At 37.2% G+C, this 15,150-nt stretch carries 16 protein-coding genes; 3 read left to right on the top strand and 13 right to left on the bottom strand.

The window, feature by feature from the left end; translation table 11 throughout:
• Positions 1-93: 93 nt before the first annotated feature.
• The 3 genes from AS4_RS14480 to hemE all read right to left on the bottom strand — a co-directional run bounded on the left by AS4_RS14480 (position 94) and on the right by hemE (position 2,609).
• Entirely contained in the window at positions 94-564 is a 471-nt protein-coding gene (locus AS4_RS14480; protein ID WP_004822723.1) for a DUF3015 family protein, read from the bottom strand.
• Between the two features lie 143 nt (positions 565-707).
• Positions 708-1,514: a DUF817 domain-containing protein gene (locus tag AS4_RS14485; RefSeq protein WP_096734609.1), complete on the bottom strand. Its 807-nt coding sequence runs from the start codon at positions 1,512-1,514 to the stop codon at positions 708-710.
• 21 nt (positions 1,515-1,535) lie between these two features.
• Entirely contained in the window at positions 1,536-2,609 is a 1,074-nt protein-coding gene (gene hemE / locus AS4_RS14490) for a uroporphyrinogen decarboxylase (RefSeq protein WP_034611784.1), read from the bottom strand.
• A 610-nt stretch (positions 2,610-3,219) separates the two neighbouring features.
• Between hemE and AS4_RS14495 the strand changes: the two genes are divergently transcribed.
• Positions 3,220-4,449, top strand: coding sequence for a L,D-transpeptidase family protein (locus AS4_RS14495; protein ID WP_096734611.1), 1,230 nt, complete (start codon positions 3,220-3,222; stop codon positions 4,447-4,449).
• Between the two features lie 574 nt (positions 4,450-5,023).
• The gene (locus AS4_RS14505) at positions 5,024-5,713 is read left to right on the top strand and encodes a pirin family protein (RefSeq protein WP_096734613.1); all 690 of its coding nucleotides are present in this window, start codon (positions 5,024-5,026) and stop codon (positions 5,711-5,713) included.
• A gap of 83 nt (positions 5,714-5,796) precedes the next feature.
• On the opposite strand, the gene AS4_RS14510 is transcribed toward AS4_RS14505, so the two are convergent.
• The 10 genes from AS4_RS14510 to AS4_RS14550 all read right to left on the bottom strand — a co-directional run bounded on the left by AS4_RS14510 (position 5,797) and on the right by AS4_RS14550 (position 14,480).
• Positions 5,797-6,549 (bottom strand): class II aldolase/adducin family protein, encoded by a 753-nt coding sequence (locus AS4_RS14510; protein ID WP_056517856.1) that lies wholly within the window; start codon positions 6,547-6,549, stop codon positions 5,797-5,799.
• Positions 6,550-6,876: 327 nt separating this feature from the next.
• A complete protein-coding gene (locus AS4_RS14515) occupies positions 6,877-7,116 on the bottom strand; it encodes a hypothetical protein (protein ID WP_004724636.1) in 240 nt (79 codons plus the stop codon).
• Positions 7,117-7,588: 472 nt separating this feature from the next.
• Positions 7,589-8,947, bottom strand: coding sequence for a pyrimidine utilization transport protein G (rutG, locus tag AS4_RS14520; RefSeq protein WP_096734614.1), 1,359 nt, complete (start codon positions 8,945-8,947; stop codon positions 7,589-7,591).
• 24 nt (positions 8,948-8,971) lie between these two features.
• A complete protein-coding gene (gene rutF, locus AS4_RS14525) occupies positions 8,972-9,541 on the bottom strand; it encodes an NADH-dependent FMN reductase RutF (protein ID WP_096734615.1) in 570 nt (189 codons plus the stop codon).
• Positions 9,542-9,631: 90 nt separating this feature from the next.
• Positions 9,632-10,015 carry a pyrimidine utilization protein C gene (gene rutC / locus AS4_RS14530; RefSeq protein WP_096734616.1) on the bottom strand — a complete coding sequence of 128 codons (384 nt, stop codon included), beginning with the start codon at positions 10,013-10,015 and terminating at the stop codon, positions 9,632-9,634.
• 88 nt (positions 10,016-10,103) lie between these two features.
• A complete protein-coding gene (gene rutB / locus AS4_RS14535; RefSeq protein WP_406565183.1) occupies positions 10,104-10,889 on the bottom strand; it encodes a pyrimidine utilization protein B in 786 nt (261 codons plus the stop codon).
• On the bottom strand, positions 10,886-12,001 hold the full coding sequence (gene rutA / locus AS4_RS14540; RefSeq protein WP_096734617.1) for a pyrimidine utilization protein A: 1,116 nt from the start codon (positions 11,999-12,001) through the stop codon (positions 10,886-10,888). The genes rutB and rutA overlap by 4 nt, the downstream gene beginning before the upstream one ends.
• 396 nt (positions 12,002-12,397) lie before the next feature.
• Positions 12,398-12,553, bottom strand: coding sequence for a nitroreductase family protein (locus AS4_RS21815; RefSeq protein WP_167468951.1), 156 nt, complete (start codon positions 12,551-12,553; stop codon positions 12,398-12,400).
• Positions 12,554-12,721: 168 nt separating this feature from the next.
• A complete protein-coding gene (gene rutD / locus AS4_RS14545) occupies positions 12,722-13,522 on the bottom strand; it encodes a pyrimidine utilization protein D (protein WP_096734618.1) in 801 nt (266 codons plus the stop codon).
• 346 nt (positions 13,523-13,868) lie between these two features.
• Entirely contained in the window at positions 13,869-14,480 is a 612-nt protein-coding gene (locus tag AS4_RS14550; protein ID WP_096734619.1) for a LexA family protein, read from the bottom strand.
• Between the two features lie 279 nt (positions 14,481-14,759).
• Here AS4_RS14550 and AS4_RS14555 point away from each other — a divergent pair, with 279 nt between their 5' ends.
• The gene (locus AS4_RS14555; protein WP_004724652.1) at positions 14,760-14,993 is read left to right on the top strand and encodes a hypothetical protein; all 234 of its coding nucleotides are present in this window, start codon (positions 14,760-14,762) and stop codon (positions 14,991-14,993) included.
• Positions 14,994-15,150 lie beyond the last annotated feature (157 nt).

The following is a 15,150-nucleotide window of genomic DNA, read 5'->3' on the forward strand; positions in this document are numbered from 1 at the left end:
ATGTTCACTCATGTTCGATTCATTTCTCAATAATGTATATTTGATAAAATTTAAATAAAAAAACCCTGCAACAAGGCAGGGTTTTTGACGCAATTAAACGTAAGCTTTTAACACTTCGTCTTTTGCCATCACTTGTTGAAGTGACGCTAATACCTGTAGAGAATTTTGATTTTCTGCTGAATAAATACTTGCAAAGTTTGACTTCGCTACAGCATTGAAACGTGCTTTATCTGCATCTTTAACATTTAACAATGAAGCAAGTACGTTTAGGCTTTCACCTTGACCTACAGCCATATCACGTGCAAGTGCTTCTGAGTTTTCATTGGTAAAGGTCACAACTTGCGCAGTCACTTTACCATTGCCATTACAACCTAAAGTACCAAACGTAATACCTAATAATTGGTTAGTAAAAAGACCATTGGTGGTCGCCGCTAAAATTTTCGGTACTTTTCCAGATTGACCAGCCCAAACTTGTGAACCTACACCACAACCCACATCTGGATCAGCCATAGCAACACTTGAACCCGCAGCCAATACAGCAGCTAAAGCGATTTTTTTTAACATATAATTCTCCAGAATTTTCATATGCATTGTTTTAATTCAACATATGTAAATTGTTATTTTCCATTATGTGTAAGTTTGATTACACCTATTTAGATTTATCACATAAATTCAGATATGCAAATCTAAATGTGACAATTACGAAATTATTTATTGTACTTTTTTAGTGACCATTCACCCTTTTTATTACGATCTCCAAGAATCTTAAGCACCAAAACTAGACTTAAAAGTAACAGTAAATACCACGAGCCTAGCTTACCCCACCCCACCATATGCCATGCATCCACTTGACTTGGATACAACCAAATTTTATTAAAAGTGCTAATATTTTCAGCTACCCAAATTATAAATGCCAAAACAACCAATACTGGCAATATCGGAAGCTGAAATTCATGCTGTTGTAATTGAAAATGAATTTTTGTTTTCCAAAAAATCACTACACTCCAAATGAATAGTACATTTCGAAAATCTGGAATAAAGAATTTGCTCATAAAATTGATATATGACAATAGTGCCAGACTCAACATATTGGCAAAACTGGGCAAATTTAAAAATGAAACCTGATACAAACGCAGTGAACGTGCAAAAAAACTACCGACTGCCGAATACATAAATCCTGCAAATAAAGGCACGGTCAAAATTTTAAAAACGGCAGGTTGCGGATATTGCCAAGAAGCAATTTGCGGGTGTGTTAAAAATATTTCCATCCCCATGGCCATGATATGAAATAAAACAATAACTTTCGCTTCTGCCCAGGATTCTAGTCTTAAATACAATAAGCAGGCTTGAATGATCAACGCATAAAACAATAAGCAGTCATAACGAAACAAACCATAAAATTCATGGCTACCCATCCTTGCCGTAAGGACAAATGCAATCAGCAATAAAATACCAAATAAGGCAGCCGATGCTGCCTTAAATAGAAATTCATATAATGATTTAAAATAGATCATAAATGCATTTACAACAATAAGTTAACCTAAATATTTGGCACTGTATTGGTGTACAGTGTCAATAAATGCTTTTGGTTTTTCAGGATCAACCCATTGGGTAATACCATGACCTAAGTTAGCGATATAACCTGTTTTCTCACCATTGGCATATGCATCATCCAACATGGCTTTGGTTGCTTTTTCAATAGAATCAGCTGAACCATACAATGTTGCAGGATCTAGATTTCCTTGTAGCGCTGCTCGTCCATTGACTGTTTGGCGAGCCACGTTTAATGGGGTTGTCCAATCCAAGCCAAATGCATCTGCACCTGTAGCAATCATTGGCTCTAACCATTGACCACCGCCTTTGGTAAATAAGATCACAGGTACTTTACGCCCTTCATGCTCTCGTTTTAATCCTGCAACAATTTTCTGCATATATTTGAGTGAAAATTCTAGATATTCACGATGCGCTAATGCGCCACCCCAGCTATCAAAAATTTGTACAGCTTGAGCACCAGCCTCAATTTGAGCATTTAAATAGTCAATTACAGCATCGGCTAAACGATCTAATAAAGCATGTAAAACTTCAGGTTGTGCATACATCATCTGTTTGGTAAAACGGAAATCTTTACTTGAACCACCTTCCACCATGTAGGTTGCCAAGGTCCACGGACTACCCGAAAAACCAATTAAAGGCACCTGACCACCCAAAGCTGAACGAATGGTTGAAACAGCATTCATGACGTAAGCCAGGTCAGATTTGGCATCGAATTTGGGTAAATTTGCCACATCCTGTTCAGTACGAACTGTTTTATGGAATTTAGGGCCTTCGCCTGTTTCAAAATAAAGCCCTAAACCTAAAGCATCAGGAACAGTCAAAATGTCTGAAAATAGAATTGCGGCATCAAGCTCATAACGGCGTAAAGGCTGTAAAGTCACTTCACAAGCAAATTCTGTATTTTTACAAAGAGAAAGAAAATCACCTGCTTTCGCACGTGTTTCACGATATTCTGGTAAATAACGCCCAGCCTGACGCATCATCCAAACTGGAGTCGTATCTACAGGCTCACGCAATAAGGCACGTAGAAAACGATCATTTTTTAAGGTCGTCATTTACTTTCCCAATCAAAAATTAAATTCGCCCCATCATAGCAAAAAGGCCTGCTACATAACCATTTCTAGAAAATTTTTCTCAATAAAGTTTAGGGTCTGTTGACATTTCATAAATGGCTTGCGTTGTAGGTTAAAATTGAGCATGAGACGTATACGTCGTAAAGCATGAATGAAAATAGCGAGACTATTTTCGAGTTTCATAACACAGGCTGAGATAATTTTAGCCACAACCCTGAGCAAGAACAAAGCACTGCTTTGTTTGCAGCGCAAGGCGCAGTGGGGGACTAGCGTGTTTTTTGCCGCTACGTCGTTACCTTGCGAAACGATGTTTCTCATCATTTAGAATGACTAAATTTCGTATTTCGCGCCTAGTGTCGCCTAAAAAACACACGTAGTCGCAAACGTAGACGAATTGTCAACAGACCCGATTTTATAACTTTGATTTAAATTTCGTTTGGTATACGAAAATAAAACAAAACCTACTGACAGAGAAAATGTCTATAGAAAAAAATGATTAACACAAAACAAATACTGCAACACCTTATAATTTCTGCAATACTTACACAGATTTTTAGTCATAAATTATGAATAATTCTTAAGGTTGATCTACATGTTCGTTCGCTCAATTCTTGCTTTGAGTTTAAGCTGTTTATTAACAGGTACAGCTTTTGCTGCATCTACAGCTGAGCAACCTCTAACGCCTAAAAAAGTTGCTGCTCCCGTTGAAGATCCTATTGATCCACTTGCTATTGACAGTTCTGCTTCTAGTGTAGAAACACAGATAAGCCAGCAAGAGCAACAAGACTTAGACAAAGCTGCAAACACGCTACAAAATTTAGAAAAAACTGAGGATAAAAACTCAGGTACTGCTATTGCCCCATCTTCACCACAGACCACGACTGCAAAAACGGTAAGCAATCCAAATGCACCTAAAGCATCTTGGTCTTTAGATGGAATCAACAATGCAGAATGGTATGAAAATATTGGCAAGGGTCAATTCCCTGTCTATGCTCGTGCCCATGTCATGTTAAATAATGCACATGCTTCACCTGGTGCAATTGATGGTTCAAGCGGTATGAATACGCTAAAAGCCATTGCTTCATTCCAACAGATGAATGGCATTAAACCAACGGGTGAGTTGACCAGAGAAACTTGGGATGCATTAGTGTCTCAACAAGGCAATAAACCTGCTTTTGTGGAATACACGATAACTGCTGAAGATCTAAAAGGTCCGTATGCAAAATCAATTCCACGTGATTATGCTTTACAAGCAAAAATGCCTGGTTTGTATTACACCCGTGTCACCGAAATGTTGGGTGAAAAATTCCATATGGATGAAGAGTTCTTAAAGAAACTTAATCCTAAAGCAACATTTAACAAAGTTGGTGAAAAGATCGTTGTCACCAATATCCGTAACGAATTGCCTGAAAATATCCATTTAATTGTGGCGCATAAAGGCGCGAAACAATTGTATTTATTTAATGCGCAAAACCAAATGGTCGGCTCATTCCCTGCCACGATTGGTAGTTCTGATACGCCATCACCAACAGGAACCTATAAAGTTACCGGTGTTGCTCGCAACCCGTGGTATAGCTACTCGCCAAGTAACTTTGTACAAGGTAAAAACTTAAAACCATTATCATTACCACCTGGTCCAAATGCCCCTGTAGGGAATATCTGGATTGGCTTGAGTAAGAAATCATTTGGTATTCATGGTACGCCAAACCCATCTGCAATTTCGAAAACAGCATCACATGGTTGTATTCGTTTGACCAACTGGGATGCCAATGACTTAGGTAAAAAAGTTAAATCAGGTGTAACGGTTAAATTCTTAGAATAATCTTATACTTGATGAAATGAAAACCAGTGTGCATACACTGGTTTTTTATTGCAAAAGCTAAAAATATAATCAAACCACCTATTTATTCATACAAGTGATTTTCATCAAGTCATTGATCATCAATAAAGCTTATCTTTTGTATGAACTTATAGAAACTGTTGGTTATCAATTCATTTTTTGTACCTTTGAATCCTAGGTGGTTATCCTATCGTGTGGCGACATGGATGTCGCCGTTGGGCGGGGGTATAGGATGTACCCCTCGCCCAACTGAAGATTTTTGTCACTTTTCATCTCTGAAAAGTGAGGCATCGCCTACGCAAAGCGAATTAAACGTTCAAAGTAAGATGTGGCATTGCCAGTTTTTTTAGAGTCAAACAATTTATCCCCCATATATTTGATTTAATTAAAAATATTAGTTAAGAGAAATTATATTATTGTACCTAAGTTTTTTGAGATGTTGACTATATCCATCGTTCCAAAAACAAAACAACATGTTGCTATTTTGCTATTTCATCCCAATTACTTAAATATTAATATTCACTCATGTTAAAAAATAAAGAATTGGAGACTTGAGATGAATACTTTTTTACATCACAGCGAAAACCGTGGTCACGTAAAAATGGGTTGGTTAGACACCAAACATAGTTTCTCTTTTGGTAGCTGGTACGATCCTAAATATATGGGTGTCGGTTCTTTACGTGTAATCAATGACGATACCATTGCAGCACATAAAGGTTTCGGTACTCACCCACATGACAATATGGAAATTTTGACCTGTGTGCTCAAAGGTACCATTTCACACAAAGACAGCATGGGAAATGAACGTCATATCCATGCCGGTGAATGGCAATTGATGAGTGCGGGTACAGGTGTACAACACAGTGAAATCAACCAAGGTGATGAAGCCGTTCATATGCTACAAATTTGGGTGATTCCAAATATTCAAGATGCTGAACCGAATTATCAACAAATTGAACGTGATCCTAAAAAATCACCCAATGAATGGCAATTGATTGTGGGTCCAAATGAAAATGCGCCGATGCATATTCGTCAAGATGCTGAAATTAAAGCGGCATATTTGGAAAAAGGTCACACACTTGAAGTGAAAGCAACCCAAAAATTTAACTATGTACATATGATCGAAGGTGAGATTGATATTGCGGGTCAAGTCGTTAAAGCAGGTGATGCTTATTTATTTGACGAAGATTCAACACTCACTGCACATGAAGATAGCCAGTTTATTTGGTTTGATTTAAACAGCTAATCCGTATGCAATAAAAAACCTCCGTATACAATATATGGAGGTTTTTTTTATGTCGAGCTTGTTGAATAAGTTAGCAGCAGTGTTTAAGCACAATAATCTTTTTTCTGATCTTTAATCAATGATAGAGCAGCATTCCAAGCGGCCTGAATAATTGGTTCAGCAGCATCACTTTCAAATTGCTTCACCGTATATTCACATATTTGCTTACTCGGATAATGCAATTTTGAGCTGCTCATGGCTTTGATCTGAACTTGACAAGCCCGCTCTAAAAAATAAATTTCATGAAATGCTCTAGCAATACTATTACCAGTGGCTAACAAACCATGATTACGTAAAATCATGCAACGATAATTGCCTAAATCCTCAACCAAACGCTCTCGCTCTGCGGTGGAAAAAGCGATGCCCTCATATTCATGATAAGCAATATTATTATAAAATTTCAGTGCATGTTGCGACAAAGGCAATAAACCTTTTTCTTGTGCAGACACCGCGATCCCATCTGCCGTATGGGTATGAATAACACAGTGAATATCATCTTTGGCATGGTGCAAGGCAGAATGAATAACGAAACCTGCAACATTGACCATTTTCCCTTGGTCATAGTCGGCCACAATATTCCCTTCATGATCAATCTTCACCAAATCTGATGCTTTCATCTGATCAAATGTCACCCCATAGCGGTTAATCAGAAAATGATCAGGCTCATGCGGGACACGTAAACTGATATGGGTATCAATCAAATCGGTCATTCTATAGTGTGCAATTAAACGATACAGTGCTGCCAACTGACAACGTGCTTCCCATTCAGCCTTATCAATATGCTTTGGACGTTTCATCCTAAAATCCTTTTTATTGCCAATGTATAAAACATCATTACTTTTAACGAGAGTTCAACAAATTAACAAGTTTTAATTCGTGAATGGCGACTAAAGCATCAATTTTTGGGTTACAGAATATAAAAAATCCAAACCAATAATTGAATATTGATTTGGATTAAAATTATTAATTATCATATTTTTTATTATTATTTATACTTATTAAATTATTATAATAAAGCTTTATCTTTTATTTTTTTTTATTAAATTAAAAAATTAAATTATTATTTATTTTAATTCTTCATTATTGTTATAAAACGCCCTCACTCGTTGTTATAAAAAATAGATTTAAATACTGAGCTGATAGAGCAATTTCTTACCCTTAAAAGTTAAATCCTTAATAAAAACAATATCTCTATTATCTAAGTAAGAAATAGCATCATCAATTTCAATGTAGTCTTCATCAATCAACCATGAAATATCCAGTTCGTTTAAGTCGACCATCCCGACTAAGTAAATAGCCTGATTTTTATTTTGTCGATTTTGAATGTTTTTTAAAATTTCGCGTATCTTAATCCAGTCTTTCATATTTTAAATCTCATCGTGCTTACAGGTTCTATTATATTTATTGGAGAATTAAATGCTAGATAGAAAAATGCCATATGCGACAAAATTTGTCGCATAGGGCATCACTATAAAAAACCACAATATCTGTATAAATTTCATCCATAAATATGAATCAGAATTTCCCCGACAATCGCTTTAAAATTGCAATATTCAAGCTTGAATTCATACCCTATATGCTGTTCTCGTGCTTATAGCCAAACAAGGAAAAATCACCTCTGCTTGTAGCGCTTCTTACAAACTCACTGCGAGCGTCCCAATTTTTGTGCATACGATTGGCCTTTGCAAAATCACTATTGCATATTTCACTCGTGTACAAACTTTTGCTCAATGAGATGTTATACGTAATCCCATTCCCCACAACCAATGAATGCCACGCTTTTCACGGTAAAATCTGCTGTTTAATCATTTGAAGTCACAATCTTATCCCTTTGCCTTAAGAAGACTGCGATAAGGACTTTTCAGCATCACTTGATTCTAGCTTGATCTCATCGGGTTGTTTTTCTCCACGATTTAAAAATAGATTTAATAAAATTGCGGCCAAAGTTGCTGTACCAATTCCACCAAGATCAAATGATCCAATATGTACACTAAAATTACCTGCCCCCATGATCAAGCTGACCGCAGCAATAATTAAGCTACTGTTTTTAGTGAAATCAATTTTGTTATCAATCCAAATCTTTGCACCAGCCACTGTGATTAAACCAAACACCACAATTGAAGCACCCCCTAAAAGAGCAACAGGAATAGTACTGATCACAGCACCAAATTTGGGTGATAAGCCCAATAAAATGGCAAAGATGCCTGCAATCACAAAGACAGTGGTTGAATAAATTTTAGTGACGGCCATAACCCCAATATTTTCAGCATATGTGGTCATCCCTGTCCCACCAACAGAAGCTGACAAGCTGGTACATACACCATCGGCAAAAAAAGCACGTCCCATATAAGGTGATAAATCACGACCTGTCATTGCAGATACTGCTTTAAAGTGACCTAAATTTTCAGCGACCAGAATTATTGCCACAGGCGCAATTAACAGCATGACATTGGCATTAAACGTGGGTGCAACAAAATGTGGTAGCCCCAACCATGCTGCATTGCTGATGACTGCAAAATCGATAGCTTTGCCAAGCCCCATTACATTGGCAAGGATAAAATACAACACATATGCGCAGACCAAGCCCAACAACAGTAATAAGCGACGCATCATGCCTCGGCTAAATACAGCAATCGCACTGATACAAAGAATGGTTAGAATTGCCATCCAAGTATCAAATGAATTTGCTGAAACACTTTTAATGGTGACAGGTGCCAAATTTAGTCCAATGATCATCACGATTGCCCCCGTAACAATCGGTGGCATCAACTTTTCAATCCAACCCGTTCCCGTCTTCATGACAATTAAACCAATCGCGGCATACAGCAAACCACAAGCGATGGTTCCTCCCAAAGCCAAGGCAATATTCGGATTTGACCCCACACCTGCATAGCCCGTTGCAGCTGCAACAGCACCGATAAATGCAAAACTCGATCCGAGATAACTCGGCATTCTTCCACCGGTCATCAGGAAAAATAAAATCGTGCCGATACCCGTGATAAATATGGTTAAATTGGGATCAAAGCCCATCAGCAAAGGCGCGAGAACCGTTGCACCAAACATTGCAAATGCATGTTGCAAGCCCAAAACAATACTTTTCCCAGCAGGCAAATATTCATCAATTTGCACAGGGGTTTGATCTAAATTTCCTGTGTATGGTTTAAATGATGTAAACCATGGTTCTTTTGTCGCCATTTTCTAATTCCCCATATTGAGAGATCAACATACATTTTGAGGTTCACAGTAACTGCGTTTGAAATATAGAAGCGCATTTAAACTTGGGTTGTGACGAATTGCTTTGACCTGACAAAACAATACATCATGGCTGCCGACCACTTGACTTGATACCACTTCACAGTCAAATGAAATTAGGGCGTTATCTAACACGGGGGAACCTGTCACCAGTTCACTCCATTCAGCTTGTGCAAACCTCTGTTGCATCGGTGTTTTGCCACCAAAGAGATTCGACAATTCGGCTTGATTTGAACCCAATGTATTGACACATAAAACTTTATTTTTTGAAAAAATCGTATATACCGATGCTGCCCGATTGAGACATACCAATAAGGTTGGAGGTGAATCCGTTACACTACACACTGCGGATGCGGTAAAACCTGCCTGCCCTGCATCACCTTTGGTGGTGATCACATTGACCGCTGCACCCAGATTAGACATACCTTGTCTAAAGATAGCTTGATCGATTTCTAAATGGACATTGGCTTCACACGGCTGGTTAAATTCAATTATTTCACCAGCAAGTGCACTTTCCTGTTTGATCATTTGCATCATGACGCTCCCACCCCAATGCGCAAATGTTCATCGAGGTTAAAATTCTTTTTGAAAAAATGATTAAAACGCATAGACAAATCTAGACATGCTTTATCCCACATGTGCTACAGATGCAATTTCTACTAAGGCTTCAGGTTTAACCAGTCCGACCTGTACACAATATCGAGCGGGTTTATCATTGGGAAAATATTCAGCATAGACCACATTCACTGCGGCATAATCTGCCCAATCTTTGACGAATATTGAGTTAAAGGTAATATCATCCATTGTCCCACCTGCAGTTTCGATGACACTTTTAATGGTTTCTAAAATGTGTCGGGTTTGCCCTGCAGCATCACCGACACAGACCACATTATTATTTTCATCAAAAGCCAACGTACCTGAGACATAAACAATATTATCTGCTTTGGTTGCTGGCACATAAGGTGCAAGCGGCTTAGCCGTACCTGCTGGGATCACAACTTGTTTCGACATTTTGAATTCCTTTAATTTTCCTGAAAGTATCTTCACCAAAGACTTCGATACGAGAGATGGCAAAAGACACATAAGCTGTTGAAAACCACTAAGCCGATTGACTGAAAGTCACAGAATTGGGTTGTGCCTGTTGAGTATTAAAAGTCTTTACAAATGCTTCCGTGTCAGACACCCATCCAAAAAAAGTTTGAATGTTATATAAGGCGGCCTCTTGCGCTGCTGGAGGACCCGCTTGATAACATGCATCTTTAAGCGCCACACCAAAGTATTCCAAGAAAAAACCATCTCTGAGGGTTGATTCCACACAAACATTGGTGGCAATGCCCACGAACACTAAATTTCGAATACCACGGGCACGTAAAATGCTGTCCAGCGCTGTATTAAAAAAGCCGCTATAGCGTGGTTTCTCGATCACAATGTCTTGAGCTTGAGGCTTTAACTCATCAATTAATGCAAAATCCCACCCCCCTTTTGCCAATAACTTGCCTTGTAAGTCAGGGTTTTTACGCATGGTTTTTAAGGCATTGGATTTATGAAAGTTAGGAGAACCTAGGCCACCTGCTTCTACATATTGCTCATCCCATCCGTTTTGGAAATAGATCACTTGAATGCCCGCGGTATGTGCTGCATCAATGCTTTTTTTAATATTGGCGACCACAGGTTGAGTGGCTGAAACATCAAAACCAGCCAAATCTAAATAGCCACCGATTGAGGTATAGGCATTTTGCATATCAATCACGATAAGCGCCGTTTGTTCTGGTGCAAGCTGAATCGATTCTGGTTCTGCTTTTAAAACTCTGCCCGTTCCTGCATACGCGGTAAAATCTGTACAGACCAGATGTTCTACAGCTTTAGCGTCATTCATCATAGTCATGCGCTTTTCTCCAAAACGGGTTGAGCTGGTTTTTGATAGCTTGCAACAACCTCTTTCCGGCAACTCATCAAGGGCTGAATACGTTGTCCAAAATCCTCAACCCCTTGTATAAAATCATCAAAAGTTAAAAGAATCCCTTCAGTACCTTGAATTGTAGAAATTTCATCCAGCATCTTGGCCACATTTTCATAAGAACCGACGATTGTTCCCATGTTGATATTGACGGGTGAAACACTTGAAGCCATTTGACGAATATTGGTATCTGTACCCGATGTTTGATCTTTGCCGCCTTGGTTCATTAACCAATTAATCGCCTCTAGATCTGCGCCTTGGTTGTAGTTCTCCCATTTCGCCATGGCGTGTTGATCTGTCTCTGCAGCAATCACCATAAACAACACATAGGTTTGTACATCTCTTCCAGTTTGGTCGGTATGTGCTTTTAAACGGTCATTAATTTCAGCGTAGGCAGTTGGTGTATTTAACCCTTTCCCAAAGACAAAATTATAATCTGCATATTTTGCAGAGAACGCTAAGCCCGCATCAGACTGGCCTGCACAAATAATTTTCATATCAGCTTGTGGCTTTGGCTTTACTTGGCAATCCTCCATTTGGAAAAACTCACCTTTAAAATCAGATGTTCCTGTTGCCCAAAGCTCACGTAAAATTTCAACATATTCAGATAAATAGTCATAACGTTTAGAGAAATAATCATTCCCTGGCCATAGCCCCATCTGGGTATATTCTGGTGGTTGCCAACCCGTCACAACATTTAGCCCAAAACGTCCATTTGAAATTGAATCAATCGTAGACGCCATACGTGCCACGATGGCTGGTGGCATCACCAAAGTCGCGGCTGTCGCAAAAATTTTAATTTTACTGGTGACTGCGGCTAAACCCGCCATTAATGTAAAACTTTCTAAGTTATAATCCCAAAATTCAGTTTTCCCACCAAAACCACGCAGTTTAATCATCGACAATGCAAAATCAAAACCATAATATTCCGCACGCTGTACAATCTGTTTATTTAACTCAAATGTTGGCTTATATTGCGGTGCATTTTCTGAAAGCAACCAGCCATTATTTCCAATCGGACAAAACACACCAATTTTCATAGCTTAACCTCACTGGACAAAAAATATTCTAAAAAATATCTGATAAAAAATTTAAACCTTCACTCAGCTTATAATGATTAATAATGCATACTGCATGCCACTAAATTTAATTTATTGTTTTTATTGTTTAAATTTTAATTATAATTTTTTATTTTACCTTTTGGTAAAATTTATGATTTTCTTAAGCAAAAAAATTAATCTAAAATAGTGCATAAATGCATCATTTTAGATCATTGAAAATTCTAAAATCTGATTTAACAAAAAATAAAAAACCGCATAAAAATGCGGCTCGATGGCATAACAATTGGCTTTTAATAAACCAGTATTTTAATACAATTAATAACCCCTTAATAATCAAAATTAAAACCGCAATTAAAACTATAACAAAATCAATATTTATAATATTTTATAAGCATCCTCAACAGCTAATCGAGGCAATCTTACATATATTTTTGAATGTTCACCATAACCTATATGAATAATTATATTAATCGAATAATCATTGTCTTTAAAAAAAGCCTCATTTACTTGCTTAGGATCAAGTCCAGTCATTGATCATGTGTCCAAGCCTAAACGTTGACATACCATAATCAGATATACAGCTTGGATCGAGCTATTTGTTAAAGTAGTTTGATTGGCAAGTCATTGCTTTATCCAACCAGCCATTGTAGGTTGTGGCCGCTAAGCACAATTGATGTGAATCCATATTTAGGTTGTGGTTTATAGCACCTCTTCTACTAAATTTTGAATTAAAATCTGATTGACTGTCTTACTCTCCGTTACTGAGGATGCATGTGCGCCTGTTTCCAACAATGTTAATACGCCATGTCCCAATGCTTTTTTAAGATCGATACTCTTTTGATAAGGCACCAAAAAATCATCTTTGTTGGCAATGTAATACACGTCAGTTTTCGCTAAAGCAGCGATATGTTCTGGTAAAATTTTAAAATTCATTAGCGCATTTAAGCGTAGCAAGACATTGTTAATCGGTGGAAAATCTTTAAATCCTGAATTTTCGATTTCTTGAATTTTTTGTATATGCTTTGAAATATAGGCAGGTGGATATAAAAATAAAGCTTGTACCCGTATATAGGCTTCAACCCCTACATTTTCTAACAAAGTAATACGTGCCTGAAAACACTTTTGTGTATGCGGATCAAGCGCATCCCAAGCATTAATAAAAGTAAGACTGGTTAATGATATATCTGTGTTCTGAACCAAGACCGCCAATTCTGCCCCAATCACCGCACCCAAAGCATGCCCAATAAAATGACACTGTTTGATCTGTTGTTGTTGCAGAATCTCTAAAACTTGCTTTGCCATATTCTTCATCGAATATACGCTAGGCAATGCTTCAGAATCTGCATGACAACCTTCTTGGTCATAAACAAGTACTTGAAAATATTGGGTTAGCGTTTCAATTTGTGGTTGCCAGAAAGAGGCATGCCCACCTAAACCAGAAGATAAGACAACAATCTCTGCATCTTGTTGAGTGATACAAGGGAAAATTTGATAGCTCATTGTTTTACCATTTGATCAATTTGTTGATTTAATAACAGCAAAAAATATGCCGAATTCTTGTTATGTTTAAGTTGGTTTTTTTAGGTGTTTTGATGGTGAATGTGAATAGTTGGGTTTCTATCTTATGATTACAGCTTAAGCAGCTATAGATAGCTTTTAGACGGAAGCTAAACACAATTGTGAATGAATCTTTTATTTAAGACAATTGGATATCAAAAAATAGTCCTGCACATTAAAATTTAAATGTTTGCTTAAATCCATTAATTTGGTCATAAAAAAAGCAACAAAAATGCTGCTTGAAAACACATACAACTTCAGCGTTTTACTTAAATATTGTTTCAATCAATCAACGCATCCGTTTTAAGTTATAGGTTACAACACCCCAGATTTCAAACTCTTGCCCTTCTTCAATATAAATATTTTTAAATTCTGGATTCTCAGCTTTTAACCAAACTTTCGGTGGATCAAACTGTTTATCAATCATCAAGCGCTTCACGGTAAAATCATTATCAATACGCGCAATGACAATATCACCAGATTTCGCAGAAATACTACGATCTACAATCAAAGGGTCTTCGATATCGATACCAACATCCAACATTGAAAGTGAGTTTGCTTTGACAATAAAGGTCGAACTTTCATTTCGAATTAAATATTCATTCATATCCAAAGATTGTTCTATACTATCTTGAACAGAAAATGGTACACCAGCTGCAACCCTTTCTGTCGCGAGTGGAATCTGATAGACCTTATCATTCTTTGGCTGAATGGTTTGGATATTCATGCTAGTGGTTAAATCACTAAGCTGGCCGTTTTTGAAATTTTTCAGTAACCAGTTTTTGATAAAATCAACTTGTGACTCTGGGACACGGATGACTTTGGTCGGTTCACTAAACTGTGCCTTACGCCCAGCATTGGCTCTCGCACCTCCGTGTTCAAATTCTACTTTCTTAGACATTATTTATCCTATATGCTTCATAAAAGCCTGTAAAATCAATATAGCTTGAAAAAGTTACAAATTCAAGTTGACGGCAAGTTTTTTTTGAATAACAATAACTCTATCGATCAGTTTTGATACATCTATTTGAACAAGGACGACAAAGATAATCAATATACTTATCATAAATCAATAATTTAGAATACAGACATCTTGTTAATTTATTGATATTTTTTTGAATAAGTTCTCTGATCCCACTTAAGCACTTAATTGATTGATTTTCTATGTGGAGACATAAAAATGGCGACTCAACGTGATGCAATTCTTGGTTATGCAGACGAACAACATGCTTACTATATTCGTTTGATTGAAGACAATAATGTATTAGGTAGCCAATATGGTTTATTTTGTGAAAATACCAATAGCGATATCGCTGAAAGTATCATGACCACATTATTTTTAAAGAAATCATTTTGGCTCAATGGTTCTGAATTTAGTGATATTGTTAAAGGTTTAGAACCTCTTCCACTTTAAGCGGATACCAACCTAATAAAATTGGATATGCTGTGATATTCAACTGAAGTTTATGATTTGATATGTATTTCGTGATTAAAATGTCGTTGTATTCCCCTCGATACAACGACGATTTAATTTTCAATTGATCATGCTATCGATTGTGTTTAAATGTTTG

It is taken from the genome of Acinetobacter guillouiae (assembly GCF_002370525.2).
Taxonomy (GTDB): Bacteria; Pseudomonadota; Gammaproteobacteria; order Pseudomonadales; family Moraxellaceae; genus Acinetobacter; species Acinetobacter guillouiae.